Annotated in this window: 24 protein-coding genes; 9 read left to right on the top strand and 15 right to left on the bottom strand. The window is 54.5% G+C overall.

Annotated features, from left to right (window positions below):
• Window positions 1-133: 133 nt before the first annotated feature.
• Together PZBJ_RS04675 and cybB are read left to right on the top strand one after the other, a co-directional pair.
• Window positions 134-628, top strand: coding sequence for a MarR family winged helix-turn-helix transcriptional regulator (locus tag PZBJ_RS04675; RefSeq protein WP_101761421.1), 495 nt, complete (start codon window positions 134-136; stop codon window positions 626-628).
• Between the two features lie 91 nt (window positions 629-719).
• Window positions 720-1274: a cytochrome b561 gene (gene cybB, locus PZBJ_RS04670; RefSeq protein WP_101761420.1), complete on the top strand. Its 555-nt coding sequence runs from the start codon at window positions 720-722 to the stop codon at window positions 1272-1274.
• On the opposite strand, the gene PZBJ_RS04665 is transcribed toward cybB, so the two are convergent.
• Window positions 1258-1611: an MmcQ/YjbR family DNA-binding protein gene (locus PZBJ_RS04665; protein ID WP_101761419.1), complete on the bottom strand. Its 354-nt coding sequence runs from the start codon at window positions 1609-1611 to the stop codon at window positions 1258-1260. The genes cybB and PZBJ_RS04665 overlap by 17 nt on opposite strands.
• Window positions 1612-1735: 124 nt before the next feature.
• Between PZBJ_RS04665 and PZBJ_RS04660 the strand changes: the two genes are divergently transcribed.
• Window positions 1736-2851 carry a metallophosphoesterase gene (locus tag PZBJ_RS04660; RefSeq protein ID WP_101761418.1) on the top strand — a complete coding sequence of 372 codons (1116 nt, stop codon included), beginning with the start codon at window positions 1736-1738 and terminating at the stop codon, window positions 2849-2851.
• Between the two features lie 5 nt (window positions 2852-2856).
• On the opposite strand, the gene PZBJ_RS04655 is transcribed toward PZBJ_RS04660, so the two are convergent.
• Window positions 2857-3480 (bottom strand): TetR/AcrR family transcriptional regulator, encoded by a 624-nt coding sequence (locus PZBJ_RS04655; protein WP_101761774.1) that lies wholly within the window; start codon window positions 3478-3480, stop codon window positions 2857-2859.
• 137 nt (window positions 3481-3617) lie between these two features.
• On the opposite strand from PZBJ_RS04655, the gene PZBJ_RS04650 reads away from it, so the two are divergent.
• On the top strand, window positions 3618-4841 hold the full coding sequence (locus PZBJ_RS04650; RefSeq protein WP_101761417.1) for an MFS transporter: 1224 nt from the start codon (window positions 3618-3620) through the stop codon (window positions 4839-4841).
• Here the strand turns inward: PZBJ_RS04650 and PZBJ_RS04645 are convergent.
• Window positions 4813-5454, bottom strand: coding sequence for an HD domain-containing protein (locus PZBJ_RS04645; RefSeq protein ID WP_101761416.1), 642 nt, complete (start codon window positions 5452-5454; stop codon window positions 4813-4815). The two genes, PZBJ_RS04650 and PZBJ_RS04645, sit on opposite strands and share 29 nt — an antisense overlap.
• Before the next feature lie 113 nt (window positions 5455-5567).
• Between PZBJ_RS04645 and PZBJ_RS04640 the strand changes: the two genes are divergently transcribed.
• The gene (locus tag PZBJ_RS04640; protein ID WP_101761415.1) at window positions 5568-6533 is read left to right on the top strand and encodes a GlxA family transcriptional regulator; all 966 of its coding nucleotides are present in this window, start codon (window positions 5568-5570) and stop codon (window positions 6531-6533) included.
• Between the two features lie 80 nt (window positions 6534-6613).
• Here the strand turns inward: PZBJ_RS04640 and PZBJ_RS04635 are convergent, their stop codons facing one another.
• Window positions 6614-7450, bottom strand: a complete 837-nt coding sequence (locus tag PZBJ_RS04635) for an alpha/beta fold hydrolase (protein WP_101761414.1) — start codon at window positions 7448-7450, stop codon at window positions 6614-6616.
• Window positions 7451-7558: 108 nt separating this feature from the next.
• Here PZBJ_RS04635 and PZBJ_RS04630 point away from each other — a divergent pair, with 108 nt between their 5' ends.
• Entirely contained in the window at window positions 7559-8557 is a 999-nt protein-coding gene (locus PZBJ_RS04630) for a GlxA family transcriptional regulator (protein WP_101761413.1), read from the top strand.
• Between the two features lie 79 nt (window positions 8558-8636).
• On the top strand, window positions 8637-9854 hold the full coding sequence (locus tag PZBJ_RS04625) for an MFS transporter (RefSeq protein ID WP_101761412.1): 1218 nt from the start codon (window positions 8637-8639) through the stop codon (window positions 9852-9854).
• 11 nt (window positions 9855-9865) lie between these two features.
• Here PZBJ_RS04625 and PZBJ_RS04620 read toward each other — a convergent pair whose 3' ends face one another.
• Window positions 9866-11806: a methyl-accepting chemotaxis protein gene (locus PZBJ_RS04620; protein ID WP_101761411.1), complete on the bottom strand. Its 1941-nt coding sequence runs from the start codon at window positions 11804-11806 to the stop codon at window positions 9866-9868.
• Window positions 11807-12079: 273 nt separating this feature from the next.
• On the opposite strand from PZBJ_RS04620, the gene PZBJ_RS04615 reads away from it, so the two are divergent.
• Window positions 12080-13186 (top strand): Fic family protein, encoded by a 1107-nt coding sequence (locus tag PZBJ_RS04615; RefSeq protein ID WP_420818497.1) that lies wholly within the window; start codon window positions 12080-12082, stop codon window positions 13184-13186.
• 42 nt (window positions 13187-13228) lie between these two features.
• Here the strand turns inward: PZBJ_RS04615 and PZBJ_RS04610 are convergent, their stop codons facing one another.
• The 3 genes from PZBJ_RS04610 to PZBJ_RS04600 all read right to left on the bottom strand — a co-directional run bounded on the left by PZBJ_RS04610 (window position 13229) and on the right by PZBJ_RS04600 (window position 15001).
• Window positions 13229-13576 carry a YebG family protein gene (locus tag PZBJ_RS04610; RefSeq protein ID WP_101761409.1) on the bottom strand — a complete coding sequence of 116 codons (348 nt, stop codon included), beginning with the start codon at window positions 13574-13576 and terminating at the stop codon, window positions 13229-13231.
• Window positions 13577-13649: 73 nt separating this feature from the next.
• The gene (locus tag PZBJ_RS04605) at window positions 13650-14444 is read right to left on the bottom strand and encodes an SIR2 family protein (RefSeq protein ID WP_008108794.1); all 795 of its coding nucleotides are present in this window, start codon (window positions 14442-14444) and stop codon (window positions 13650-13652) included.
• The gene (locus PZBJ_RS04600) at window positions 14441-15001 is read right to left on the bottom strand and encodes a non-canonical purine NTP pyrophosphatase (protein WP_101761408.1); all 561 of its coding nucleotides are present in this window, start codon (window positions 14999-15001) and stop codon (window positions 14441-14443) included. Before PZBJ_RS04600 ends, PZBJ_RS04605 begins: the two co-directional genes overlap by 4 nt.
• Before the next feature lie 198 nt (window positions 15002-15199).
• On the opposite strand from PZBJ_RS04600, the gene PZBJ_RS04595 reads away from it, so the two are divergent.
• Entirely contained in the window at window positions 15200-16561 is a 1362-nt protein-coding gene (locus PZBJ_RS04595; RefSeq protein ID WP_101761407.1) for a putative bifunctional diguanylate cyclase/phosphodiesterase, read from the top strand.
• Window positions 16562-16613: 52 nt separating this feature from the next.
• On the opposite strand, the gene PZBJ_RS04590 is transcribed toward PZBJ_RS04595, so the two are convergent.
• The 7 genes from PZBJ_RS04590 to PZBJ_RS04560 all read right to left on the bottom strand — a co-directional run bounded on the left by PZBJ_RS04590 (window position 16614) and on the right by PZBJ_RS04560 (window position 22775).
• Window positions 16614-17039: a hypothetical protein gene (locus PZBJ_RS04590; RefSeq protein ID WP_240632876.1), complete on the bottom strand. Its 426-nt coding sequence runs from the start codon at window positions 17037-17039 to the stop codon at window positions 16614-16616.
• Between the two features lie 330 nt (window positions 17040-17369).
• A complete protein-coding gene (locus PZBJ_RS04585) occupies window positions 17370-18275 on the bottom strand; it encodes an ABC transporter substrate-binding protein (RefSeq protein ID WP_101761405.1) in 906 nt (301 codons plus the stop codon).
• Window positions 18275-19069, bottom strand: coding sequence for an amino acid ABC transporter ATP-binding protein (locus PZBJ_RS04580; RefSeq protein WP_101761404.1), 795 nt, complete (start codon window positions 19067-19069; stop codon window positions 18275-18277). The genes PZBJ_RS04585 and PZBJ_RS04580 overlap by 1 nt, the downstream gene beginning before the upstream one ends.
• Window positions 19053-19979 (bottom strand): amino acid ABC transporter permease, encoded by a 927-nt coding sequence (locus PZBJ_RS04575; protein ID WP_101761403.1) that lies wholly within the window; start codon window positions 19977-19979, stop codon window positions 19053-19055. The genes PZBJ_RS04580 and PZBJ_RS04575 overlap by 17 nt, the downstream gene beginning before the upstream one ends.
• Before the next feature lie 9 nt (window positions 19980-19988).
• Window positions 19989-20501: a GNAT family N-acetyltransferase gene (locus PZBJ_RS04570; RefSeq protein WP_101761402.1), complete on the bottom strand. Its 513-nt coding sequence runs from the start codon at window positions 20499-20501 to the stop codon at window positions 19989-19991.
• Between the two features lie 9 nt (window positions 20502-20510).
• Complete coding sequence (locus PZBJ_RS04565; RefSeq protein ID WP_101761401.1) at window positions 20511-21443, bottom strand: ABC transporter substrate-binding protein; 933 nt, start codon at window positions 21441-21443, stop codon at window positions 20511-20513.
• 18 nt (window positions 21444-21461) lie between these two features.
• The gene (locus tag PZBJ_RS04560; protein WP_101761400.1) at window positions 21462-22775 is read right to left on the bottom strand and encodes an LLM class flavin-dependent oxidoreductase; all 1314 of its coding nucleotides are present in this window, start codon (window positions 22773-22775) and stop codon (window positions 21462-21464) included.
• Window positions 22776-22818: the final 43 nt, after the last annotated feature.

Raw genomic sequence — 22818 nt, 5'->3', positions numbered from 1 at the left:
ACAAAGCAACAAATGGGGATGAGATGGCGAATATTAATCACCGCACAATCCGTAGCGGCGCAATTTATTGCGCGATGAATCGCGCCGCTACGGATTGTGCAAACAGGCAACAACAGCATCAGGAGAAATCAATTTGACCGATCACGTCGATTTTGTAGTTGAACAGTGGGCCAGCGCGATGCCGGAGCTGGATGCATCGTCGATGGCGGTATTTGGTCGCATGCTGCGTATCATGAAACATCTGGCGAAAACGCGCGCTGAAGCGCTGGCACCGTTTGGATTTCGCGATGGCGAGTTTGATGTGCTGGCGACGCTGCGGCGCGCGGGTGCGCCCTATCGCTTATCGCCGACCCAGCTGTATAAATCATTGCTGGTGACATCGGGCGCGATGACCAATCGCCTCAATCGGCTGGAAGAAGTGGGGTCGATTGTGCGCGTTGCCGATCCCGACGATAAGCGCAGCATGCTGGTGGCGCTGACTGAAGAAGGATTAGCGAAGATCGAGCAAGCCCTGCTGGTACACACGCAAACGCAAAATAGCCTGCTGGAAACGCTGGATGCAGCGCAGCAAGCGCAGCTGAAAACCTTGCTGAGTCAATTGTTGGTGGCAACAGAAGCGGAAAGGTAAAAACGCTGTTGCTGATGTGTCAAATAATGAATTCATTCAGCGCATTTTCCATTAAAGTAACCGTCCCGCCAGGCCTTTTTACGGATTAAAAATGAGCAATAAATACGCCCCATCGCAGATTTTTCTTCACTGGTTGACCTTCCTGTTGGTCGTCACTGCGTATTGCACCATGGAATTTCGTGGACTGGCGACGCGCGGTTCGTGGCAAGGCTTTGCCATGATTATTGGTCACTTCAGCGCAGGAAGTTGTGTGCTGGTGATTATGCTGTCACGCATCCTGCTGCGTTTCCGCCATCGCAGCCCGGCGATTTTGCCCAAGCCGCCGCACTGGCAAACCGGCCTGGCGCATCTGATGCATCTGGCGATCTACGTGTTTTTCATTGTCTTACCCACGCTGGGCATTTTGTCGCGCTTCTATATGGGCCGCACCTGGTGGATTTTTGGCATTCCGATGCCGGTGAGTGGCGATCCGGATCCGGATTTCGCCGACATGATTGCGGACTGGCATGAAACCCTCGCGCCTTACGGATACTGGCTGATCGGCATTCATGCCGTGGCCGCGCTGGCGCACCATTATCTGTTCAAAGACAATACGTTAGTGCGCATGATGCCTGCGCGCCGCTCGGGCGCTAAAACGTCAGACTGAAGCTGTCATCCAGCAACGCCAGAATCTCGCTATCCGGTAAGCCGTTCTCCAGCGTGATGCTCAGCCAATGCTCTTTGTTCATGTGGTAAGCCGGATAAACGCCGGCCAACTGGCGCAGCGACCCAATCAGTTCAGGTCGCGCTTTGATGTTCATCACATCAATTACCGGCCCATCCGGTAAACCGAGTTTGTGACTCTCCAGCGGGAACACCAGCGCAAACCATTTGCGGTGCCGCGGATGACGCAGCACCGCATATTCACTGTGCTTTTTCCACGGATAATCGGGTTCTACCTGATAGTGCTGAATGATGTAGTCGAACAGCTGCTGGCGTTGCATGCATCCTCCGTGGTGTATTGCGCCTAAAAAAGTACGTGCGAAGCCATGATAGTAATCAGTTACGTCTACACTGCGTATAGATTTCTTGCGCTAAATCAGTGCCCTTAAACCAGGGAAGTGAATGATGTTCCATCTGATTTTCAGCATACCGAGCTGGTATGTGATCGCCCGATTTTTGTTCCCGTTAGCCATGCCCTTGCTGTTAAAAATCATCCTTTCTCTGCTGGTGTTGCTGGCTTCGCAATATCTGCTGGTGAGCCGTTTTACCTCTGGCAGCATGTTCTCGCCGGAAATGCCGCGCGCCATCGTCATCCTGTTCAACTGGGGTTTCAGCGCCGTTTTATTCCTCGCGCTGACGCAGTTTGTGATTGATGGAGTGGCGCTGGTTTCGCTGTTGTTCCGCCATCCGTTCGAAATCGTACCCGCGGTGCGTTATGTGGCGGCGGCGTTTGCCTTGATTCTGGCCACGGTTGGCGTTTATCAGGCTATCCGCGTTCCGCCGATCAAAGATGTGACCATCGAAATCGACAACCTTCCGCGCGAATTCGAAGGCTATCAACTGTTGCAGTTAACGGACATGCACATCACCAAACTTTTTAATGAGAAATGGACGCGCGCGCTAGTGCAAAAAGCCATGACGCTGGACGTTGACTTGATTCTGGTCACTGGCGATGTGATTGACGGTACGCTGCAGAACCGTCGTGCGGACGTCGAACCGCTGCGCGGATTACACGCCCGCGATGGCGTTTTCGCCATCACCGGCAATCACGAATATTTCTTTGAGCAGGAGCGCTGGACCGCACATCTGGCGTCGCTAGGTCTGGAGCCGTTACTCAATCGCCATACGGTGATTAAGCGCGATAACGCCGAGCTGGTGATCGCCGGCATGCCGGATACGTCAGCAGCACGACGTGGCGCAGTTGGCCCCAATTTGGAACTGGCGCTGGCCGGTGCGCCGGAAGACGCTCCGGTGATCTTGCTCGACCACCAGCCGCGCAACGCCCGGCAAAACGCATTGAAAAACATCGATCTACAGCTGTCTGGCCACACGCACGGCGGCCTGATTGTTGGCTTCGATCGCCTATTTGCCAAACCCAACGCGGGTTTCGTGTCGGGTTTGTATCAGGTCGACGGCATGCAGCTCTACGTCAACAATGGCACCGCGCTCTGGCCTGGCATGGCGGTGCGTTTGGGCCGCCCCTCAGAGTTGACCCGCATTACGCTGCAGCGCAAACCGTAACGCACTTAAGATTGTGGGAGTGCCCGCGAGGCATCCCACAATCTCATCATCTGTGCGATTCCGCGCTCAACTTCGTGGAGAGGAACGTCATCGCGCGCTAGCGTTGAGATCCCCAGCATAAAACTGTTGAAGCTGACCGCCAGCGAAAGCGTCTCCTCCTCATCCCGCAACTCACCGCTGCCAATCCCTCTTTCAACGCAATGCTTTATCCCTTCACGGGTGCGCATGCGCGATGCTTCAAGCGGTTTAAGCACGTGGCGATTTTCTTCAGAACATGAAGACATCACGCTTAGCGCCACCATGCATCCACGCGGATGCGCAGGATCGTACTGCATTCTGGCGGAGTTGAGCAGCGCGGTTTCCAGCGCCTGCCGAGCGGGCACGCGGGTATCCCACAAAGCTTCCGTGACCTGAGCATGGGTTTGCAAATAACAGTTCACGGCTTCAGCAAAGAGTGCCTCTTTCGATCCAAACGCGGCGTAGAAGCTTGGCGCGGTGATGCCTTTGCCTATTGAGGCTTTGAGCTGCGCCAGCGAGGTTGATTCATAGCCGTTTTCCCAGAAAAGGTGCATCGCTTTGATCACCGCTTCATCCCGGTCAAATTGTCTTGGTCTGCCTGTTCTCATCATCACATCCTCCGCCATTTATACTAATCGATACAGAATTCATTGACAACGCACAGCTCGCCTCCGCAATATAAATACCGATCGATACATATATCCATGGCGCTTCGCGGCGCTGTTGCAAATCAAGAGAAGGCTAAATAATGAATTCAACGTTTAAGCACGAAGAAGCCCAACGGCTGCCCATCCTGGCGCTTTTGGCGCTCGCAATGGCAGGTTTTATCTGCATCCTGACTGAAACCATACCCGCCGGATTGCTGCCACAAATCAGTCAGGGGCTTAATATTTCCCCCTCGCTGGCCGGTCAATGGGTTACCGCCTATGCAGCCGGTTCGCTACTGGCCGCGATTCCGCTCACATTGCTGACCCGAAGCTGGTCGCGCCGGGTTGTGCTGCTGAGCACCGTGTGTGGATTTCTGCTGTTTAACACTCTTACCGCCGTCTCTTCTGACGTTGTCATCATCTTAATAGCGCGATTTTTTGCTGGTGCGTCAGCCGGTTTGGCGTGGAGTCTGATTGCGGGCTATGCGCGAAGAATGGTGGTTCCATCGCTGCAGGGACGTGCATTGGCGCTCGCCATGGTGGGCACGCCAATAGCTCTTTCACTCGGTGTTCCGGCAGGCACATGGATGGGTTCGTTGCTGGGATGGCGTCTGACATTTGCCGCCATGTCGGGTCTCTCTCTCATTCTTATCGGCTGGATTCTGCTGGCCGTGCCGAACTATCCCGGCCAATCTGCTACGCAAAAAATGCCGCTCGGCGCAGTGTTACGCCTCCCCGGCGTAGGTGCCGTGCTGGGTGTGGTGCTGACCTGGATGCTGGCGCATAACATTCTCTATACCTACATTGCACCGTTCATTGCTTCAGCCGGTCTGGCGCATCGCGTGGATGTGGTGCTGCTGATCTTTGGTATGGCGGCATTGGGGGGAATATTCATCACCGGTAAGATCATTGATACGCATCTGCGCAAAGCGGTGCTGCTGTCACTCTCCATCTTTGCTGCGGTGTCGGTGATTTTTGGTCTGAGTACGCCAACACCCGCCGTGATCTATGCGGGCATAGCCGTTTGGGGACTCACCTTCGGCGGCGCCGCGACGCTGCTGCAAACGGCTCTGGCAGATGCCGCCGGCGAATATGCCGATGTCGCGCTCTCCATGAATGTCGTCACTTGGAACAGCGCTATCGCCCTCGGCGGTTTGACCGGCGGAATGTTGCTGGAACATGTCGGCTCCCAATCTTTTCCGTGGGCGATTCTGCTATTGCTGTTGGTCGCGTTGAGAATTGCGCTGCGTGCTAAGCAGGGTTTCCCGGCTGCGAACAGCCGGGCGAAAACCTCACTCAGCCCGGCCAGCGAGACTGACGGATAACGCGACAGAAATTGAGCGGTGAGAAATCCGGCTCTTTATCCTTAATCACATCAGCTTTTACATTGCCAAAGGTGGTATCCGGTTTATGCCGGATGCCATCGTAAAAGGCCTGAATGATCGCCTCCTTGAACGCCGCCGGGCGCGGATAGTTCGCCGTCACGGCGACAATCTCCTCTTCCGCGAACTTTTCATAACCGATGCCCAGCACGTCCATCTCCACGCCAGCGGTAACCAGCGCTATTTCTGGTGCCATAAACTCCGGGATTCCCGGCGTGGTGTGCAGTGCAATCGCGGTCCACACTTTGTCTATATCGCTGCTGGCGATGCCGTAGCCCTGCAAAAATGCCCGCGCGGCATTGGCGCTATCTACTTCAAAACGCTTATCGCAGCTGCAGTGTTCGTGCGTCAGGCCGATGTCATGGAACATGCAGCCGATATACAGCAGCTCGCGATCGACGTTAACTCCACGCTGCTGCCCCGCTAGCGCGCCCCAGTAAAAGACGCGGCTGGAGTGGTTAAACAGCAACTCTGATTCGGTATCGCGCACAAACTCTGTCGCTTCACGGGCCATTTTGCTGTCCGGGATGCGGATGCCGGTAATGTTCACGCTCATTTTTTCTCTCCTGTTGGTTGTCTTTTTCAACCATAGAGCGCAGGCTAAAAGTCTTAAAGCACCCAATACAGACGATTAAAGACATTGTGATGTTTTGCGACATGAGGAAATGAATGCGTCATGAAATAGCGATTCTGGCGGTGCCGGGCGTGCAGTTACTCGACGTTTCCGGCCCGCTGGATGTGTTTGCCGAAGCCAACCGTCTGCTGCAGCGCCAGATTTACACGCCACGCATTATCGCGGTTGAGGGCGGTGAGATTCACGCATCATCCGGCGTGCGGCTGAGCGCCGATATGCAGCTGGCTGAAACGCAGAACTATGCGCCGCACACCTTTCTGATCGCCGGCGCGCCGGGCATAGAAAATTTTGCTGCCGATGACAACCTGCTGCATGCGCTGAGCGGTTTATGCCAGCGCAGCCAGCGTTTCGGCTCGGTGTGCAGCGGCGCGTTGCTGCTGGCGCGCACCGGATTGCTGGCCGGAAAACGCGTCACCACGCACTGGGAAAGCGCCGCTTTGCTGGCTTCACGCTATCCGGAGATCACCGTAGATGCCGATGCGTTGTGCGTTGCAGATGGGCGAGTGCGTACCGCCGCGGGGGTCACGTCTGGGCTGGATCTGGCGCTGCGCCTGGTGGAAGAGGATCTTGGGCGTGAAGTCGCGATTGAGATTGCCGCGCATTTGGTGATGTTTTTCCGTCGTCCGGTCAATCAGACGCATTTTATGCGCAGCGACAGCGCGTCGTTGAGCGGCCGTTCGGCGTTGCAGGAGTTACAGCGTTGGGTGATTTCGCATCTGGCGGAAGTTAAAACCGTGGTGATGATGGCCGAACATATGGCGATCAGTGAAAGGCATCTGACGCGATTGTTCCGCAATGAATTGGGGATGACGCCGGGACAATGGCTGGAGCGCGAGCGCGTGGCGAAAGCAAAACAGCTGCTGGAACAAAAATCGCTGCCCGCTAAAACGCTGGCATTGCAGTGCGGATTTTCCGGCGCTGACGTGATGCGGCGGGCGTTCAGCCGGGTGACAGGCATTACACCCGCCGCTTACCGCAAAATGACGGAAAATAACGAATAAAATAAAAATATTGAATATCTCGTAGCGGCGCGATTTATCGCGCAAATAATTGCGCCGCTACGATTCGTGAACTCGGTAATTTACGCTTTCGCAAACGCCAACAAATCAGGATTAATCTGCTCAGGATGCGTCGCGAACATACCGTGCGACAAGCCTGGGTAGGTTTTCAGCGTGCCCTGTTTCAGCAGCTTAATCGCCTTATGCGCCGAATCATTAATCGGCACCACCTGATCGTCTTCCCCGTGCAGCACCAATACCGGCACCGTGATCGCTTTTAAATCTTCGGTAAAATCGGTTTCCGAGAACGCAGCGATACAGTCGTACTGCGCCTTAGCGCCGCCCGCCATGCCCTGACGCCACCAGTTATCGATCAAACCCTGGCTCACTTTCGCACCCGGACGGTTAAAGCCGTAGAACGGCCCCGCTGGCACATCGATAAAGAACTGCGCGCGGTTAGCGGCCAGCGCCGAGCGGAAACCATCAAACACCTCTTTCGGCAAACCTTCTGGATTGGCGGCGGTTTGCAACATGATTGGTGGCACGGCGCCCATCAACACCGCTTTCGCCACGCGACCTTTTTCGGCATGCGCCACATAACGCGCCACTTCGCCGCCACCTGTAGAGTGACCGATATGGATGGCGTTGCGCAGGTCCAGCGCTTTGGCCAGTTCTGCCACGTCAGCGGCGTAAGTGGTCATATCGTTGCCGCTAGCGGTTTGGTCGGAACGTCCGTGGCCGCGACGGTCGTGGGCGATAACGCGATAACCTTGTGCCAGGAAGAACAACATTTGGTTATCCCAGTCATCGGCGCTTAACGGCCAGCCGTGATGAAACACTACCGGTTGGGCGTTTTCTGGGCCCCAGTCTTTGTAAAAAATTTTGGTACCGTCTTGAGTGGTGATGATGCCGTTGCTCATGAGTAAGTCCTCTGTATGTGATTGTCTGCGTTCGATGGGCTTATTGTTATGGAAAGCGGCAGCGGCTAATATTGTCAAATATGACACATTAAGGGCCGTAACTGACAAATGAAAAAAACTGACGAAAGCAGCGTTGTCGCGGAGATTGGCTTGGTGATCTATCCCGATTGCCAACTCGCGGCGATATATGGCTTAACCGATATGTTCAGGATTGCTGCGGAATGGGCCGAGAATATATCGGGTGAAGAGCGTAAGCGGACGATTCGTGTTTCACATTGGCAGATCGATGCGCACAGCGATCACATGGTTTGCGTCTGGGATAGCCATCCCGATACAGCACATCGCCTGAGCCACGTGATTGCGCCGCCAAGTCTGGTGGTGCCAGCGAAAATGGTGCCCATGAAGGTGCCCGCCGACTGGATGAGTGAGCTTTATGACGCAGGCGTAACGCTCTGTTCGGTGTGCGCCGGTGCCTTTGTGCTGGCCGAAACCGGACTAATCGATCACCGTCGCGCCACCACGCACTGGGCCTTTGCGCAGACGCTGTCGGAGCGTTTTCCTTCGGTAGACGTCGCGGTGGAAAATATGGTGATTGACGATGGCGACATTATTACCGCCGGTGGGATTTTGGCGTGGACCGATTTGGGTTTAACGCTGATCGAAAAAGTGCTCGGCACCGGCACCATGCTGGCGACCTCACGCTTTTTACTGATCGACCCGCCGCGACGCGAGCAAAGCACCTATTCGGCATTTATCCCCAATTTCGATCACGGCGATAGCCAAATTCTGCGCGCGCAGCATCATCTTCATGCCCATGTTGCCGAGCATCACAGCATTGAGAGCATGTCGGCGCTGGCAAGCATGACGCCACGTACTTTTCTGCGCCATTTCCAGAAAGCGACCGGCCTGCGGCCAACGGATTATTTGCAGCAGGTACGCATTATGAAAGCGCGCGACGCGCTAGAGCTGAGTAATCGTTCGGTCGATCAGATCGCCTGGGAGATCGGCTACAGCGACCCTTCCGCTTTCCGCAAAATTTTCCGCAAACTCACCGGCGTCACGCCCGGCCAGTATCGGCAGCGGTTTGGTACCCGGCAACATAATTAACGCCCATCACAGCAGGAAAATTGCCGTTTTCCTGCCATGATTACGTTCGTCCCGTTCCGATTACTTGCTAAGGATTCCTATGCCACTGCGTTCGCTTCAGGCTCTGTGTCTGGTTAACTTTTTTATGGCTGACGTACGAGATGGTCTTGGGCCTTTTCTCGGCATATTTCTGACAGAACGCCACTGGAATGCAGGAGATATTGGCTGGGTGATGACCGCCGGTGGCCTTGCAGGTCTGGTTGCCACCCTGCCGGCGGGTTTAGCCACAGACGCTACTCGCCATAAACGATCGTTGTTGCTCATCGGTTCACTCCTGATCACCCTATCCACCTTGCTGCTGTGGTATTTCCATCAGGGATGGATCGTGGTTTTATCGCAGATTGTGACTGGCCTTTCCGCCGCGCTCATCGCGCCGATGTTGACGGGTATTACCCTTGGCCTGGCCGGTCCGCAAGGATTCAGCCATCAAATGGGGAGAAATGAAGCCTTCAACCACGGCGGAAATATGACAGCCGCCATTATTGCGGGTGCTTCAGTGTGGTTGTGGGGAACGGGTGCGGTGTTTGTACTCATGACGACGATGGCGCTGTGCGCAGGTGCAGCCGTGCTGGCTATTCGTCATAACGACATCGATAACCTTGCCGCGCGCGGGCTTTCTGGCAGCGAATCGGCCAGCAACGTCCCGCGTCTTTATCAGATTGCCCGTAATCCTGCCGTCATTATCACGGGAGTCACGCTGTTACTCTTCCATCTTGGCAATGCCGCGCTATTACCTATGCTGAGCCTGCGGGTGGCGGCAGCGCACAACGCAGCCATCAGCCCTGGACTTTATGCTGCCGCCACGGTGGTTATTTCACAATGTGTGATGATTCCCATGGCGCTGTATGCTGCACGTCACGCACCGCGTTTTGGCTACCCCGTGCTGATCACGGCGGCGCTGCTGGTGCTGCCATTACGTGCGTTGATTGCCTCCGCTTTTGACGGCGCTTATTTCATGATTCCGGTACAGATTCTGGATGGCGTAGCGGCGGGTCTGCTGGGCGTGGCGGTGCCGGGTTATATCGTGAAGGTGCTTGAGGGCAGCGGACATACCAATGCGGGTCAGGGTTTTATCATGCTCATGCAGGGCGTCGGCGCGGCAATGAGTCCCGCGTTGGCGGGAAACATTGCCGCAGCCTATTCCTATCGCAGTGCGTTTGCCGTGCTAGGCGCAATTGCCCTGGCGGCGCTGATCACCTGGTGGATAGGCAGCCGTTATTCAGAGAAAAACGGCGTGCCACGCTCAGCGCGTTCTTAGCTGAGGCTCGATTAACTCAGCTGGAAACGCCCAACGGTGTTCGCCAGCTGCGAGGCCTGATCTTCCAGCGAACTGGCGGCGGCAGACATCTCCTGCACCAGAGCGGCGTTCTGCTGCGTGGTGCTGTCCATCTCGTTGACCGCGATGGTCACCTGGCTGATGCCGCGCGCCTGCTCATCGGAAGCAATCACGATTTCACCGATAATGGTGCGCACCGAATTCACCGCCTGCGTCATCTCCTGCATGGTCTTGCCCGCATCCTGCACCAGCTGCACGCCGCTGCCGACGCGCTGCGTGGATTCTTCAATCAGCGCGCCGATATCTTTCACCGCATTGGCGCTGCGTTGGGCCAGATTACGGACTTCCGACGCCACCACGGCAAAGCCGCGTCCTTGTTCTCCGGCACGCGCCGCTTCTACTGCGGCGTTAAGCGCCAGAATATTGGTCTGGAAGGCGATGCTATTGATGATGGCGGTGATGTCGCCAATTTTCTTCGCGCTGTCGTCAATTTGCGCCATGGTTTGCACCACTTCGCCCACCAGCGTTTCACCACGGCTGGCAATGTGCGTGGCGTTGTCGGTGAGCGTTGTCGCCTGATGCGCGTTGGTGGCGTTGTGTTTCACCGTAGCAGTGATCTGCTCCATGCTGGCGGCCGTTTGCTCCAGCGCGGCAGCTTGCTGCTCGGTACGCGAGGCGAGATTGAGGTTGCCGCTGGCGATTTCACCCGCGCCCTGACGCACCGACGAACTGGCATCCTGAATCTGTCCCACGATATCGCGCAGCTGATTTTGCATGGTATGCAGCGCATAGAACAAGCTGCTGTTATCGCGCCCTTTCAACGTGATGACGTTATCGAGTTTGCCATCGGCGACGGCCAGCGCGATGGTCGCGGCTTCCAGCGGTTCGCCACCAATCGGCTTCAGCACTTTGCGGCTGAACAGCATGCCAAGCAGCGTACACACCACCAGAATGCTGATGATCATCAGGATCACCGCGTTAATAAGTTGACGATGCGCCGCCGCCATCACCTGGCTGACCGGCGCAACCACGCCGAGATACCATTTCTGATCGCTATTACCAATCACCACCGGCTGCCAGGTTACCAGCGCATCTTCACCCAGCAACGCATCATGATGTTCCATCACGCTGCTGCTGAAGTTATGGGTGTCACCTTTCCACGGCTTGCTGGTCTGGCTTTTATCCGGATAAGAGACCACATTACCCGCGCTGGAGAGCAACATCGCATAGCCGCTGCCATCCCACGGTTTGATTTTGTTGACCTTTTCCTGCAGCGACGCCAGCGAAATATCGGACGTCACCACGCCCCACAGTTTGCCCTGGCTCACAATCGGCGCCGCTACCGAAGTCAGCAGCGTCGGCACGCCGTTGTAGGCGTAGCTGTAAGGTTCAATCAGCATATCTTTCTGACTTTTTTGCGGCAGCAGATAGTAATCGCCCTGCCCTGGCGTGAAGATCGAGGTCAGCGGATGCAGGTTAAAATTGCCGGTTTGATCGCGATCAACGAAGAAGGCGTAGCGACCTTTCGGTGCCGCATTGGCTTGGGTGGCGAACTCCGCGTCACGTCCGTCGAAGGCATTCTCTTCGAAGATCACCGAGATCGACAGGTAATCGGGATTATCGCGCAGCGCCGATTCCATCAGCTTATCAGCAACTTTACGGTCCTGAATGCCCGCCGCTGGCAGTGAGATCAAGCTGTGGCCGAGGTTATGCGCCACATCGCGCGCGTAGCTAAGTTCATGCTGAATTTGCAGCGCCTGGCTTTGTGCAATCTGCTGCAGATAGCTTTCGGCCAGCGACTTTTGTTCGTTACTGGATTGCCAGCTCAGCACGCCGATGGTTACGGCAAAGCCGAGTGTGATGGTTAAGGCGCCCGTCAGCAGCATCTGCGTGCGGGTGCTCATTGTTTTCTTAGGTGATGCGTGTTTGGCCATTATGGCGCTCCTGGAGTTGACACTTTTCGGTATTCAGAACCACTCCCTGTGCGCGTGCATCCCTTTGAACACTCTATCGGCGCGCGTCGGTAGAACTTGATGGCAAGGTGCCAAACTCCGGTGGATTGCCATTGATGGTCACCGACATTAGCTCAGCGCCAGATGCCTGCAAGCTCAGCTGGTCAATGAGCCGATTACAGACTATTATTCAGCTCACCATATGAGCCGAATAGCCGTTCTATTCAGCTCATGCGATTCAGGAGTGACTTTATGATGTGGATTTGGCAGCAGCCCGATTGGCCGCAGTTTCGCTGGCAGGAAGAGAAATTACTGCCGCGCCTGCGCCAGCTGCAGCAGCAGCGCGGCGTCTTGCTGGGCCGCGCTAGCGTGCAAGATAACAGCGATCAACAAACGCTGGATACGCTACTCAGCAATATCCTCTCTTCCTCAGCGATTGAAGATGAGCGCGTCAACGCGCAGTCGGTACGATCGTCCCTTGCCCGCCGTTTAGGCGTTTCGCTCGATCAGCCTTACCCGGTTTCCGAACGTTCCGAAGGTTTGGCAACCATGATGATGGATGCCATCACGCAACGCGATCAGGAACTCACGTTGGCGCGTTTATGCCAGTGGCATCGCTGGTTATTCCCCGCAAGCGAATGGACCATCAAGCGACTGAATGTCGGCACGCTGCGCGGTGATGAACCGATGCAGGTCGTTTCGGGGCGTATCGATCGGCCAACAGTACATTTCGAAGCGCCGCCGCGCGCCGGGCTGGAGGCACAGCTTGAAGAATTTATCGCGTGGTTTAATCACAGCCGCGCGGATCCGCTGCTCGATCCGCTGTTGCGCGCCGCGCTGTGCCATCTGTGGTTCGTTACGCTGCACCCGTTTGATGACGGTAATGGACGCATCACCCGCGCCCTGACCGATTTGGCGCTGGCGCAAGCGGATAGCCAGAGCATCCGCTTGTATGCCATGTCCGCATCGATTCTGGCGCAACGTGCCGATTATTACCGCATCCTGCAGCAGACGCAGCGCGGTGCGCTGGACGTCACCGATTGGCTGCTGTGGTTTTGTGATGTGCTGAATGACAGCCTTGAGCGCGCGCTGGAAACCGTCACGCGCACGCAAAACAAAGCGCGCTTCTGGTTAATGCACAATGCTGCTGAGCTGAGTGCGGAGCAAACCCGCGTGCTGAATCGCTTACTGGATGGCGGTGAACAGGGATTTAACGCAGGCATAAGCGCCGGCCAGTATCAGAAGGTGGCGAAAGTGAGTAAAGCCACGGCGACGCGACATCTGACAGAACTGCTGGCGAAAGGTTGTCTGGAGAAATTACCCGGCGGCGGGCGCAGCACGCGCTACCAGATTAAACATTGATGAGTAACCAGGTGCGCATCAATGCGCACCTGACAAAACGGCTTACGCCGCTTTAACCGCGCGGACTTTCTTTTCCGGCGCTACCGCTTCCGCTTCGCTCTCGGTTTCCGCAGCGGCTTCAGGCGCTTGCGCAACTTCTTCTGCCTTTACAATATCCGGCAGCTTGCTGGTGCGCAGGATATGCTGCACCGCGTCTTTCTGTTCAGCCAACAGCAGACCCAATGCTTCGGCCTGCGCTTCACCCAACTCTGGCTGATGTTGCTGTAGCCAATCGGTAAAGGCGTCTGCCATATCGAGCATTTTGTCCCAGGCATCCGCGTCTTTTTTATTGGCAAACGTCATCTTTTCTTCACCCTTTCTGACTACAACATATTTGGTTTCGACTGCCATGATGCACCTCGATTAACTGTATTTATATACAGTATATTCTGATCAAACTTTTCCAGGCAATGACTTTCTGCTGTTAAGCCAGTAATTCTTCCAGGAACAGCGCCAACGCTTTGCGCGGATCGTCCTCTTCAGAGACGATCATCTCAATGCCCCACTGCCCTAATACCTCTTTTGCCACCGGGTTATTGCGGTTGGTGAACAGGTACGATTTAGGACGCGCGGTGGCCAATCCGGTTCGGCCCCACATTTTTGTCAGGCGGTAGAATAACAGACGAATATTGAAATCGCTGATGCTGTAGCCCACAAACAACACCGAGTTGCCCATGACGTCGTGCGTGAGTTTGATATCCAGCGGCGAATCAAAATAGAGGCGTTCAAAGTAGCTGCTTTCATCCAGCACAATTGACGTATCGTCGTCGAAATCACCATGCAGTTTGATGATGTGGCGCTTATCTTCAGTCAACGACACCAAATCTGCCGCGTTCGCTACTTTACTGTAAGGCACGTTGTGCGCCTCATGCGCCATTTCAAGCCAGCGATCGTAATTGGTGGTGTAGATGCGTGAGAAATTGCCTTGGGTGATCATGGTATGGATTTCAGAACTGCGCACGTCAATATCCGGACGATGCCATTCGCGATCCATCCAGCTGCGCAGCGGTCCCAGCGAGCCTTTACGCTGCTTGTAATACTCCGCCAGCGACAGATGCGTGCCGTAGGTATTGAAGATTTTTGGGTCGTAGCCCAGCTCTTTAGCCAGGTGCGCAATCAGCTCATGCCATTCCGGCAGGCCAAGATTGCGTGAAATGCCTGCACCGGCGAAAAGGATCAGTTTACCGGCGTCGTAGGCGCGTTTTAGCTCGGGTTTCATGCCAATCCCCGCGATGTTTTCAAAAAGGTTGCGAAGCGATCCAGCGCCAGGCGACGCATCGAAATCTCATTTTTCAGCTCGCCCATTTCGGCGAAAGTTTGCGTGTGCCCTTCCGGGATAAACACGCAGTCCCATTGAAATTCGCGTGGACCAGCAGGCTCGGTGGCGATGGTGCCGCGCAGTTCGCCTTCGAACTGATACATTTTTTGCCCATCGCAATAGCCAAGCACGGTTTTTGCCGTGACGCAGGCGCTATCTAAACCGTTCACCAGTTTGGTGAAGCGCTCGGCATTCAGGCGGCTCCAGAAGATGCGCGTCAATCCGGCCGGTAAGCCGTTCAGGCCATCCAGATAGAGCCCGGTGTGTTCGACAAACAGCGGACGACCAATAATAGAGAACGCTTTGGTGAGCTTGTCGCGCACCAGTTCAACCTCATTTTCAGTCTGAATCTCTTCAATACGGCGTGCGATGGGCAGCACTTCGACACCGACCGGCTCAAGGATGGTACGCACCTCGGCCAGCTTTAGTTCATTGGCAGACAGGAATCGTATTTTCATTGCAATCAGTATGTTGAAGGTGAGTTTAAGCTTTGTGAAAGCCTTTCCGTTGGTCGTTGATTCTAGCGCGCCTACCGGGCACTGGGTAGGAACAATCTCTGATAGGAGAAAACAAAATTATGACTTTATCGATGCAAGAATCTAGAATAATTATGCGATTCAATTTAATAAATATGACAGTAAAAATGAGAACCTCAGATGATTTCTTATTTTAGCTCCAGATATTCCATGCTAAAAGATTTACCCTTCATTTTGCAGGGTGATAACCCAGAAAAAAAATTGCGCTTAACTCTGCTCATTGCTGGATTTTCCAGTATCCTGGCGGGTTTTTATATGGTAGCGACGAATTTCATTAAGGGAGAAAATGGTGTTTCCGCCTTATATTGCCTGAGCACCGCGATGGGATTTTATATTGTCATTGCGGCATTCCGTGACAAGCTGAACAAACATCTCTACATCATCGTGCATGCTTTGTTACTGATCATAATGCTGTTGTTTCTGCTGGATAATGACCACAGAGTAGAAAAACACTCAGAGTACAATTATCTGGTGGCATTAACCGTCGGCTCAGCATTGGTATTACGCCAGCAAACACCTTACTTAAGTAAAATATTCCCGTTAATCTGCCTGGTGGTTTATCTGTTTTTTATCTCGACAGGATTAACCTGGCAACATAGCGCGTTTAAGCTCAATATTCCGCATGAATCCGGCTTTTATATCGTCAACTGTGCAGTGCCAATGATCGCGCTGTTGTTGACGGCATTCACGCTGCGCGGCAACTACTCCGAAACCGATTTGATCAAACGCGAACTTTCACAAGCCATCGAAAAGAATCAGCTGGAGCTCTATTACCAGCCACAAGTCGACAGCAATAAAAAGCTGATTGGATTTGAAGCCCTGCTGCGCTGGAAGCATCCTGTTAAAGGCTTTATCTCACCCGAAGTGTTTATTCCAGTGGCCGAAAAAAGTGGCTTGATTATCGACATTGGCAAGTGGGTGATGGAACACACCTTACAGCAAATCGCCGAATGGGATCGCGGTCAGCACCTTAGTGATTTGGTGTTTTCTGTTAACATCAGTCCGCTGCAGTTAATACACCGCGATTTCACCCAGGATACCTTGTTATCGCTGTCACATTATAAAATCCGCCCCGAACGCCTCAAGTTTGAAATTACTGAAACCACCTTTGTCTACGACCAGAAGCGTATTGGCGACGTAATCAGCCATTTTAGCCAATTAGGTGTTAAATGGGCGATTGATGACTTTGGCGTCGGCTATTCATCGCTTAAATCGATCAGTGATTTTGCCATTGATGATATTAAGATTGATAAATCATTAATCATGCAGATTTTTAAAAATGAGTCATCGGCGATTGTGGTGCAGAAAACCATCGAGTTATCGCGTGAAATGGGTCTGAATGTGCTGGCTGAAGGCATCGAGAGTGAGGAGTATTTCACCTACCTGCGCGATAAAGGCTGCCATCTGTTTCAGGGCTACCATTTCGCCCGCCCGCTGCCGCCCGCAGATGCGCAGGTATGGATCAAGAAAGCCAAAATATAATCTCCTGTTTTGCAGGGTCGCCATTTATGGCGACCGGCACACGAAATATTAACTAAAACAGCAGTTTCGCAAGTGAAAGACCCGCTCCTAAGGTTACAAATTGGGTAGTCACCATCCATTTGGTTTGTGTAATCATTGCTTTATATAAATCGACCTTTATCGCCGTAACATCCTCCCTGGTAGCGTAATTAGACTTGATCACCGCTACATCCGCTTTCACGGCAGCCACATCCTCTTTAGTCGCATAATTTGACTTGATTACCGCTACATCCGCTTTGACCGCTTCGACATCCTGTTTCGTGGCATAGTTTGACTTAATCACCGCTACGTCAGAAACCAATACGGTAACATTGTCTTCCAGACTTTTAACACGCTCTTGCATTCCTTTACCTCCGCTCGGTGGTTGTCCGCCTTGTTTGCATTTACGTTGACGGCACGCATAATTGATAACACTTTTATTTAACGGTTCAGCTAACATTATTTCACCCCAATCGTTTTCATTTTTGATTGGGTAATGCAGGTTGACGGTAGGCCATATAATCAAACTCCCTTTTGCAATGGTAAACGTTAAACACCGCACTGGCCCAAAACCCTGAACATCTTAACACCGGTTTTTTTCAAAAACATTAGTGGTTTGAATAAGAAAATAAAAATAACTGTCAAAAAAACAAAGAAGATAATCAATTAACTGAGCAAGTAACAATCTACCGACAATTTAATGTGGGCCGACCTAAAACCCAATGAAATAAAAAAAAGCTCACAACTTTCACATCGTGAGCTTTCTCGCAAAATTAAGCAGAACAGAAAATTACTGGTAAACAATCCCCGGCGGATTTACCTGCGAGGTTTCCACCGCCTCTTCCTGTTCGCCCCAGCGTGCCAATACTTGTTTGTACTCGCCGCTGGCAATCGCGCCATTAATTGCCTGCTGCAGTGCCACATCCAATCCATTACCTTTTTTAGTGGTCACCGCTACCCAAGCGCGGAACGGGCCGTGGCCGACGATTTTGGTCTGCCCGCGCGAAGCGACTTTCCATGCTGCCAATGATTGAGGGCCAAACGTTGCATCCGCACGTCCCGAAAGCAGCGCCAGCGTGGCCGCCGCATCATCGTTGAGATAGATCGGCTGCACCGGCGCTAAGCCCTGCGCGCGGTTCTTCTCATCCCAGCTGAGTAAAATCCGCTCCTGATTGGTGCCCGAACCCACAATGATGCGCTTACCCGCCACATCTTCGCGGCCCTTAATCGCGGTTATCGCGCTGTTGGTTTTCACCGCAAAGGCGTGGTTATCCGCGCGATAGGTGGCGAAATCGAACTTCTTTTTGCGCTCTTCGGTGACGGCAATATTGAACATCGCCACGTCATACCGTCCAGCGGTAATACCCAGCGGCCAATCTTCCCACGCGGCTGGCACCAGCTTCAGCTTTAAGCCCAAACTGTCCGCCAGCAGACGCGCAATATCCGGATCGCTGCCGATCAGCGTTTTATTATCCGACGCCCACAAACCGATCGGCGGCGAGTTCATCGCCGTAGTGGCGACGGTCAAATAACCCGGATTCACAAAGTGAAAACCCGCCGGAATTTTCGCGATAGCCTGGGGATTCGCGGCTATATTGATCGGCGTTTCGTTGTTTTTGGCATCCAGCGTTTCTGCTGCGATGGCTGGCGCGCCTGACATCACTATCAGCAACGCCGCAATAATCACTCGTTCCATTAAAGTACCCGCGCCAGAAAACGTTTGGTGCGCTCGTGGCGCGGCTGATTCAGTACCTGATTACTGCTGCCCTGCTCAACAATGCGTCCATCGACCATAAACACCACGTTGTCCGCCACTTCACGCGCAAAACCGACTTCGTGCGTGACAATCACCAGCGTGGTGCCGGAACGCGCCAGCTTTTTGATCACATCCAGCACTTCACCCACCAGCTCGGGATCGAGCGCTGACGTCGGTTCATCAAACAGCATCACGCGCGGATTGAGCATCAAGGCACGCGCAATCGCGATACGCTGCTGCTGGCCGCCCGACAAATGGCGCGGCCAGGCATCGGCTTTGTGACGCAGGCCAACCACATCCAGCAATTCACCCGCACGATCAATCGCTTCATGGCGTGACAGTTGACGATGCGCAATCGGCGCTTCAATTAGATTCTCCAGCACCGTCAGATGCGGGAACAGATTGAAGTTCTGGAACACGTAGCCAACGTTGATGCGCTGACGCAGAATTGCCTGCTCTTTCAGCTCATACAGCTTGTCGCCGCGACGCTGATAACCGATGTAATCACCATCGATCTGGATATAGCCTTCATCAACGCGCTCCAGATGGTTAATGGTGCGCAGCAGCGTCGATTTGCCCGAGCCAGACGGCCCGAGAATCACCGTCACCGATCCCGGTTCCAGCTCCAGTGACACATCATCCAGCGCTTTCAGTTTGCCGAACGACTTGCTCACGCCGGTAATGCTAATGGCGCCAGCGGTATGCAGATTGCGGTAATCAATGGCTTCGGACATGGGAAAGCTCCTCGGTTGCAGGTTTGGCGCTGCGGTTACGCCATTGACGCCAGCGCGACGGCTGCGGTTCACGGGTGACACTGCGCGCCAGCCAGCGCTCAACGCTGTGCTGCAGCAGTGACAGAATGGTGGTGATGATCAGATACCAGGCCGCGCCGACCATCAGCAGCGGAATCACCTGCTGTGTGCGGTTGTAGATCATCTGAATGGTGTAAAACAGTTCCGGCATCGCCAGCACGTAAACCATTGAGGTGCCTTTGGCGAGGCTGATGATTTCATTAAAAGTGGTAGGAATAATCGCGCGCAGCGCCTGCGGCAGAATGATGCGGAAGGTACGGCGCGTGGAGGATAATCCCAGCGCCGAAGCCGCTTCAAACTGGCCGTGATCGACACCCAAAAAGCCGCCGCGAATGATCTCAGCACTATAAGCGCTCTGCACCAGCGTCAAACCAATCACCGCCGCCGGGAACTGGCCGAGCACGTTGATGGTCTGGAAATGGCCCCACGACAGCGCGGTAAACGGAATGCCGAGCGACAACGTGTCGTACAGATAGGAGAAGTTGTAGAGGATGATCAGCACCACGATCAGCGGCAGCGAGCGGAACAGCCAGATATAGCCAAACGCCAGCGTACTCAGCAGCCAGGATGACGAGAGACGCGCCAGCGCCAGCAAACCGCCAAAAATCAGGCTGAGTATGGTGCCAAACAGCGTCAGCAGCAGCGTTTGCCCCAAACCGCTGAGGATCACCGGATCAAAAAACCATTTGGCGAACACGCCCCATTCCCAGCGCGGATTGAACGCAACCGAATCAATCACGCTGGCCAGAATAAACAACGCGACAATCGCGCCGACGGTACGTGCCGGATATCGCGCCGGCACCACGGTTAAACGTTGTGGTTCATTACGCATTACAACTCCTTAGCTGGCCTGCGCCACGCTATGTACATCAATCACTTTCAGGAAGCGCAAGCGTCCATCGTGTGGCGGCTGGCTGTAGACCTCCATATCCTCCAGCAGCTCAAACTGCGGCTGATAACCGTGGCCGATATACAACTTCACCGCTTCCGGCTGGCGGAAACCGGTGGTGAGAAACACGCGCTGATAGCCCGCACGCAGCGCACGGCGCTCCAGTTCCTGCAGGATTAGCAGTGCCAATCCCTGACGACGCAGATCGCTGCGCGTCCAGATGCGTTTAAACTCAGCGGTCACCTCGTCGTAGGGTTTATACGCGCCCATCGCGATGATCTCGCCGTCACGCTCCAGCACGATAAACAGCCCGCGCGGCGGTAAATACCATTCGGTCAGCTCCACCTCTTTTTGGCTGGTGAAGAACGCGCCGTAGCGCGCGGTATATTCACCAAACAGTCCGGTCAAAATCGGTTGCAGCTCAGGCGCTTCCGGTGATACTTCGCGGAACAGTTGCTCGCTCATGCGGCCTCCTTAATCGCCCAATCCGGCCGGATTGATCTCTGAACTGTCGATACGCTCCACGCCTTCACCCCAGCGCTTCAGCACCTTGTCGTAATCGCCGTTTTTGATCACGCCATTCAGCGCGGTGTTGATCGGCTGCACTAAACCGCCATCTTTCTTCACTGTCACCGCGATGTGCGCCGCTTTCGGCCAGCCGCCATCGACGCTGCCAACCAAACGCGTCTGCTTGGTCAGCGCCGCTTTCCAGGCGCCAATTACGTTCGGACCAAAGTAGGCATCGGCGCGGCCTGACTGCAGCGCCAGCGTTTGGGCCGCATCGTCTTTGGTATACACCGGCGTAAACGGCTTCAACCCTTTGGCCTGATTCTCTTTATCCCAGGCCAGCAGGATCGATTCCTGATTGGTGCCAGAGCCGACGATAATACGCAGTCCGGCAATATCTTCGGCTTTGGTCAGCGACTTAATTGGACTGCTGGATTTGACGTAAAAACCGAGTGAATCTTTGCGATAGGTGGCGAAATCGAAGCGCTCTTTGCGCTCTTTAGTGACGGTCACGTTACTGATCGCCGCATCGTATTTGCCCGATGCCACGCCCAGCGGCCAGTCTTCCCATGAAGTTGGCACCACGTTGAGTTTCAGACCCAGGCTGTCGGCGACTAAGCGGGCGATATCCACTTCGCTGCCGAGCAGGGTTTTGTTGTCATCACTGAATACAGTTAATGGCGGCGAATTCAGCGCGGCGACCGCTACGGTGAACGAACCCGGCACGGCAAAGCGATGTCCAGCCGGGATCTGCGCCACTGCGGCGTCATTTTTCGCGGTATTGATCGGCGTTTTGTTGGCTTCAACACTGATGTTTTGACCGTTAACCGCCACATCTTCGGCGAATACGGCGCTGCTCATGCCCAGCAACAACAGCGCAATAAGGGATTTTTTCTGCATAGCGTTTATTCTCGAGTTTTATTTTTGTGTGTATTGGTTAACCGGATCTTTCAGACCAAAGCTGGCGCGCAGCGTGGTTCCGGGGTATTCGCTGCGGGTCAAACCGCGCGCTTGCAGAATCGGTACCACGCGATCGACAAAGCGTTCGAATGTATCTGGTGTGCCGCCCTGAATGATGAAGCCATCGGTCGCTTCGCTCTCAAACCACAGCTGCAAACCGTCGGCTACCTGCTCTGGCGTGCCGTGGAACAGCGGACGCGGCGTCGCGGCTTCCAGCGCCGCCTGGCGCAGCGTGTGGCCATGCTCGCGCGCCTTACGTTTGATTTCGTCGGTGGTGCTGCGGAAGCTGTTTTGCCCGATATCGCCGAGTTCCGGGAACGGCTCATCCAGCGGATATTGTGAGAAGTCGTGATGATCGAAGAAGCGACCGAGATAGTTGAGCGCATCTTTGATGGAAACCAGCGCGGCGGTGGTTTGATACTGCTGCTCCACATCTTCCGCACTGTCGCCAACAATCACACCGACGCCCTGGAAAATGTGCAGATCGCCCGGTTCGCGGCCATTCGCCACCAGCTGTTTTTTCACATCGCGGTAGAACGCCTGCGCCTCTTCGCGCGTCGGCTGATGGGTAAAGATGGCGTCGGCGTGTTTAGCGGCCAGCTTGCGGCCATCTTCCGATGCGCCCGCCTGAAACACCACCGGACGTCCTTGCGGCGTGCGTTCGATATTCAGCGGCCCTTGCACCTGGAAGAAATCGCCGTGGTGATTCAGCGTGTGCAGCTTCTCAGGATCAAAGAACTGGCCGCTCTCTTTATTACGCACGAAAGCGTCGCCTTCCCACGAATCCCACAGCCCTTTCACGACTTGCAGATACTCATCAGCGATGCGGTAGCGCAGCGCGTGTTCCGGATGCTGCTGGCGCGAGAAGTTCTTCGCCGAACCTTCCAGCGGCGAGGTCACCACGTTCCAGCCCGCACGACCGCCGCTCAGATGATCGAGGCTGGAAAACTGCCGCGCCACGGTGAACGGCTCGCTGTATGAGGTGGAAACCGTGCCGACCAAACCAAGATGCTCGGTAACGCCCGCCAGCGCCGACAGCAAGGTCAGCGGCTCGAAGCGATTGAGGAAGTGGGGAATCGATTTTTCATTAATAAACAGGCCATCGGCAACAAACAGGAAATCCAGCTTGCCCGCTTCCGCCTTGCGCGCAATATGTTTGGCGTAATCAAAATTGATGCTGGCATCGGCCAGTGCCGCCGGATGACGCCACGCGGACATATTGCCGGACGCGCCATGCAGAATGGTGCCCAATCGCAGTTGTCTTGCAGTCATAATGTTCTCTCTTTTGCCAAGGCGCAGCCTGACGGCGACATGC

The sequence above is a fragment of the Pantoea endophytica genome, from assembly GCF_002858935.1.
Lineage (GTDB): Bacteria > Pseudomonadota > Gammaproteobacteria > Enterobacterales > Enterobacteriaceae > Pantoea > Pantoea leporis.
This window is presented reverse-complemented; position numbering and strand designations above follow the sequence as displayed.

Coding starts and splice junctions, on each gene's coding strand:
- cybB (WP_101761420.1), top strand. CDS start 720: ATGAGCAATAAATACGCCCCATCGCAGATTTTTCTTCACTGGTTGACC.
- PZBJ_RS04665 (WP_101761419.1), bottom strand. CDS start 1,611: ATGCAACGCCAGCAGCTGTTCGACTACATCATTCAGCACTATCAGGTA.
- PZBJ_RS04660 (WP_101761418.1), top strand. CDS start 1,736: ATGTTCCATCTGATTTTCAGCATACCGAGCTGGTATGTGATCGCCCGA.
- PZBJ_RS04655 (WP_101761774.1), bottom strand. CDS start 3,480: ATGATGAGAACAGGCAGACCAAGACAATTTGACCGGGATGAAGCGGTG.
- PZBJ_RS04650 (WP_101761417.1), top strand. CDS start 3,618: ATGAATTCAACGTTTAAGCACGAAGAAGCCCAACGGCTGCCCATCCTG.
- PZBJ_RS04645 (WP_101761416.1), bottom strand. CDS start 5,454: ATGAGCGTGAACATTACCGGCATCCGCATCCCGGACAGCAAAATGGCC.
- PZBJ_RS04640 (WP_101761415.1), top strand. CDS start 5,568: ATGCGTCATGAAATAGCGATTCTGGCGGTGCCGGGCGTGCAGTTACTC.
- PZBJ_RS04635 (WP_101761414.1), bottom strand. CDS start 7,450: ATGAGCAACGGCATCATCACCACTCAAGACGGTACCAAAATTTTTTAC.
- PZBJ_RS04630 (WP_101761413.1), top strand. CDS start 7,559: ATGAAAAAAACTGACGAAAGCAGCGTTGTCGCGGAGATTGGCTTGGTG.
- PZBJ_RS04625 (WP_101761412.1), top strand. CDS start 8,637: ATGCCACTGCGTTCGCTTCAGGCTCTGTGTCTGGTTAACTTTTTTATG.
- PZBJ_RS04620 (WP_101761411.1), bottom strand. CDS start 11,806: ATGGCCAAACACGCATCACCTAAGAAAACAATGAGCACCCGCACGCAG.
- PZBJ_RS04615 (WP_420818497.1), top strand. CDS start 12,080: ATGTGGATTTGGCAGCAGCCCGATTGGCCGCAGTTTCGCTGGCAGGAA.
- PZBJ_RS04610 (WP_101761409.1), bottom strand. CDS start 13,576: ATGGCAGTCGAAACCAAATATGTTGTAGTCAGAAAGGGTGAAGAAAAG.
- PZBJ_RS04605 (WP_008108794.1), bottom strand. CDS start 14,444: ATGAAACCCGAGCTAAAACGCGCCTACGACGCCGGTAAACTGATCCTT.
- PZBJ_RS04600 (WP_101761408.1), bottom strand. CDS start 15,001: ATGAAAATACGATTCCTGTCTGCCAATGAACTAAAGCTGGCCGAGGTG.
- PZBJ_RS04595 (WP_101761407.1), top strand. CDS start 15,200: ATGATTTCTTATTTTAGCTCCAGATATTCCATGCTAAAAGATTTACCC.
- PZBJ_RS04590 (WP_240632876.1), bottom strand. CDS start 17,039: ATGTTAGCTGAACCGTTAAATAAAAGTGTTATCAATTATGCGTGCCGT.
- PZBJ_RS04585 (WP_101761405.1), bottom strand. CDS start 18,275: ATGGAACGAGTGATTATTGCGGCGTTGCTGATAGTGATGTCAGGCGCG.
- PZBJ_RS04580 (WP_101761404.1), bottom strand. CDS start 19,069: ATGTCCGAAGCCATTGATTACCGCAATCTGCATACCGCTGGCGCCATT.
- PZBJ_RS04575 (WP_101761403.1), bottom strand. CDS start 19,979: ATGCGTAATGAACCACAACGTTTAACCGTGGTGCCGGCGCGATATCCG.
- PZBJ_RS04570 (WP_101761402.1), bottom strand. CDS start 20,501: ATGAGCGAGCAACTGTTCCGCGAAGTATCACCGGAAGCGCCTGAGCTG.
- PZBJ_RS04565 (WP_101761401.1), bottom strand. CDS start 21,443: ATGCAGAAAAAATCCCTTATTGCGCTGTTGTTGCTGGGCATGAGCAGC.
- PZBJ_RS04560 (WP_101761400.1), bottom strand. CDS start 22,775: ATGACTGCAAGACAACTGCGATTGGGCACCATTCTGCATGGCGCGTCC.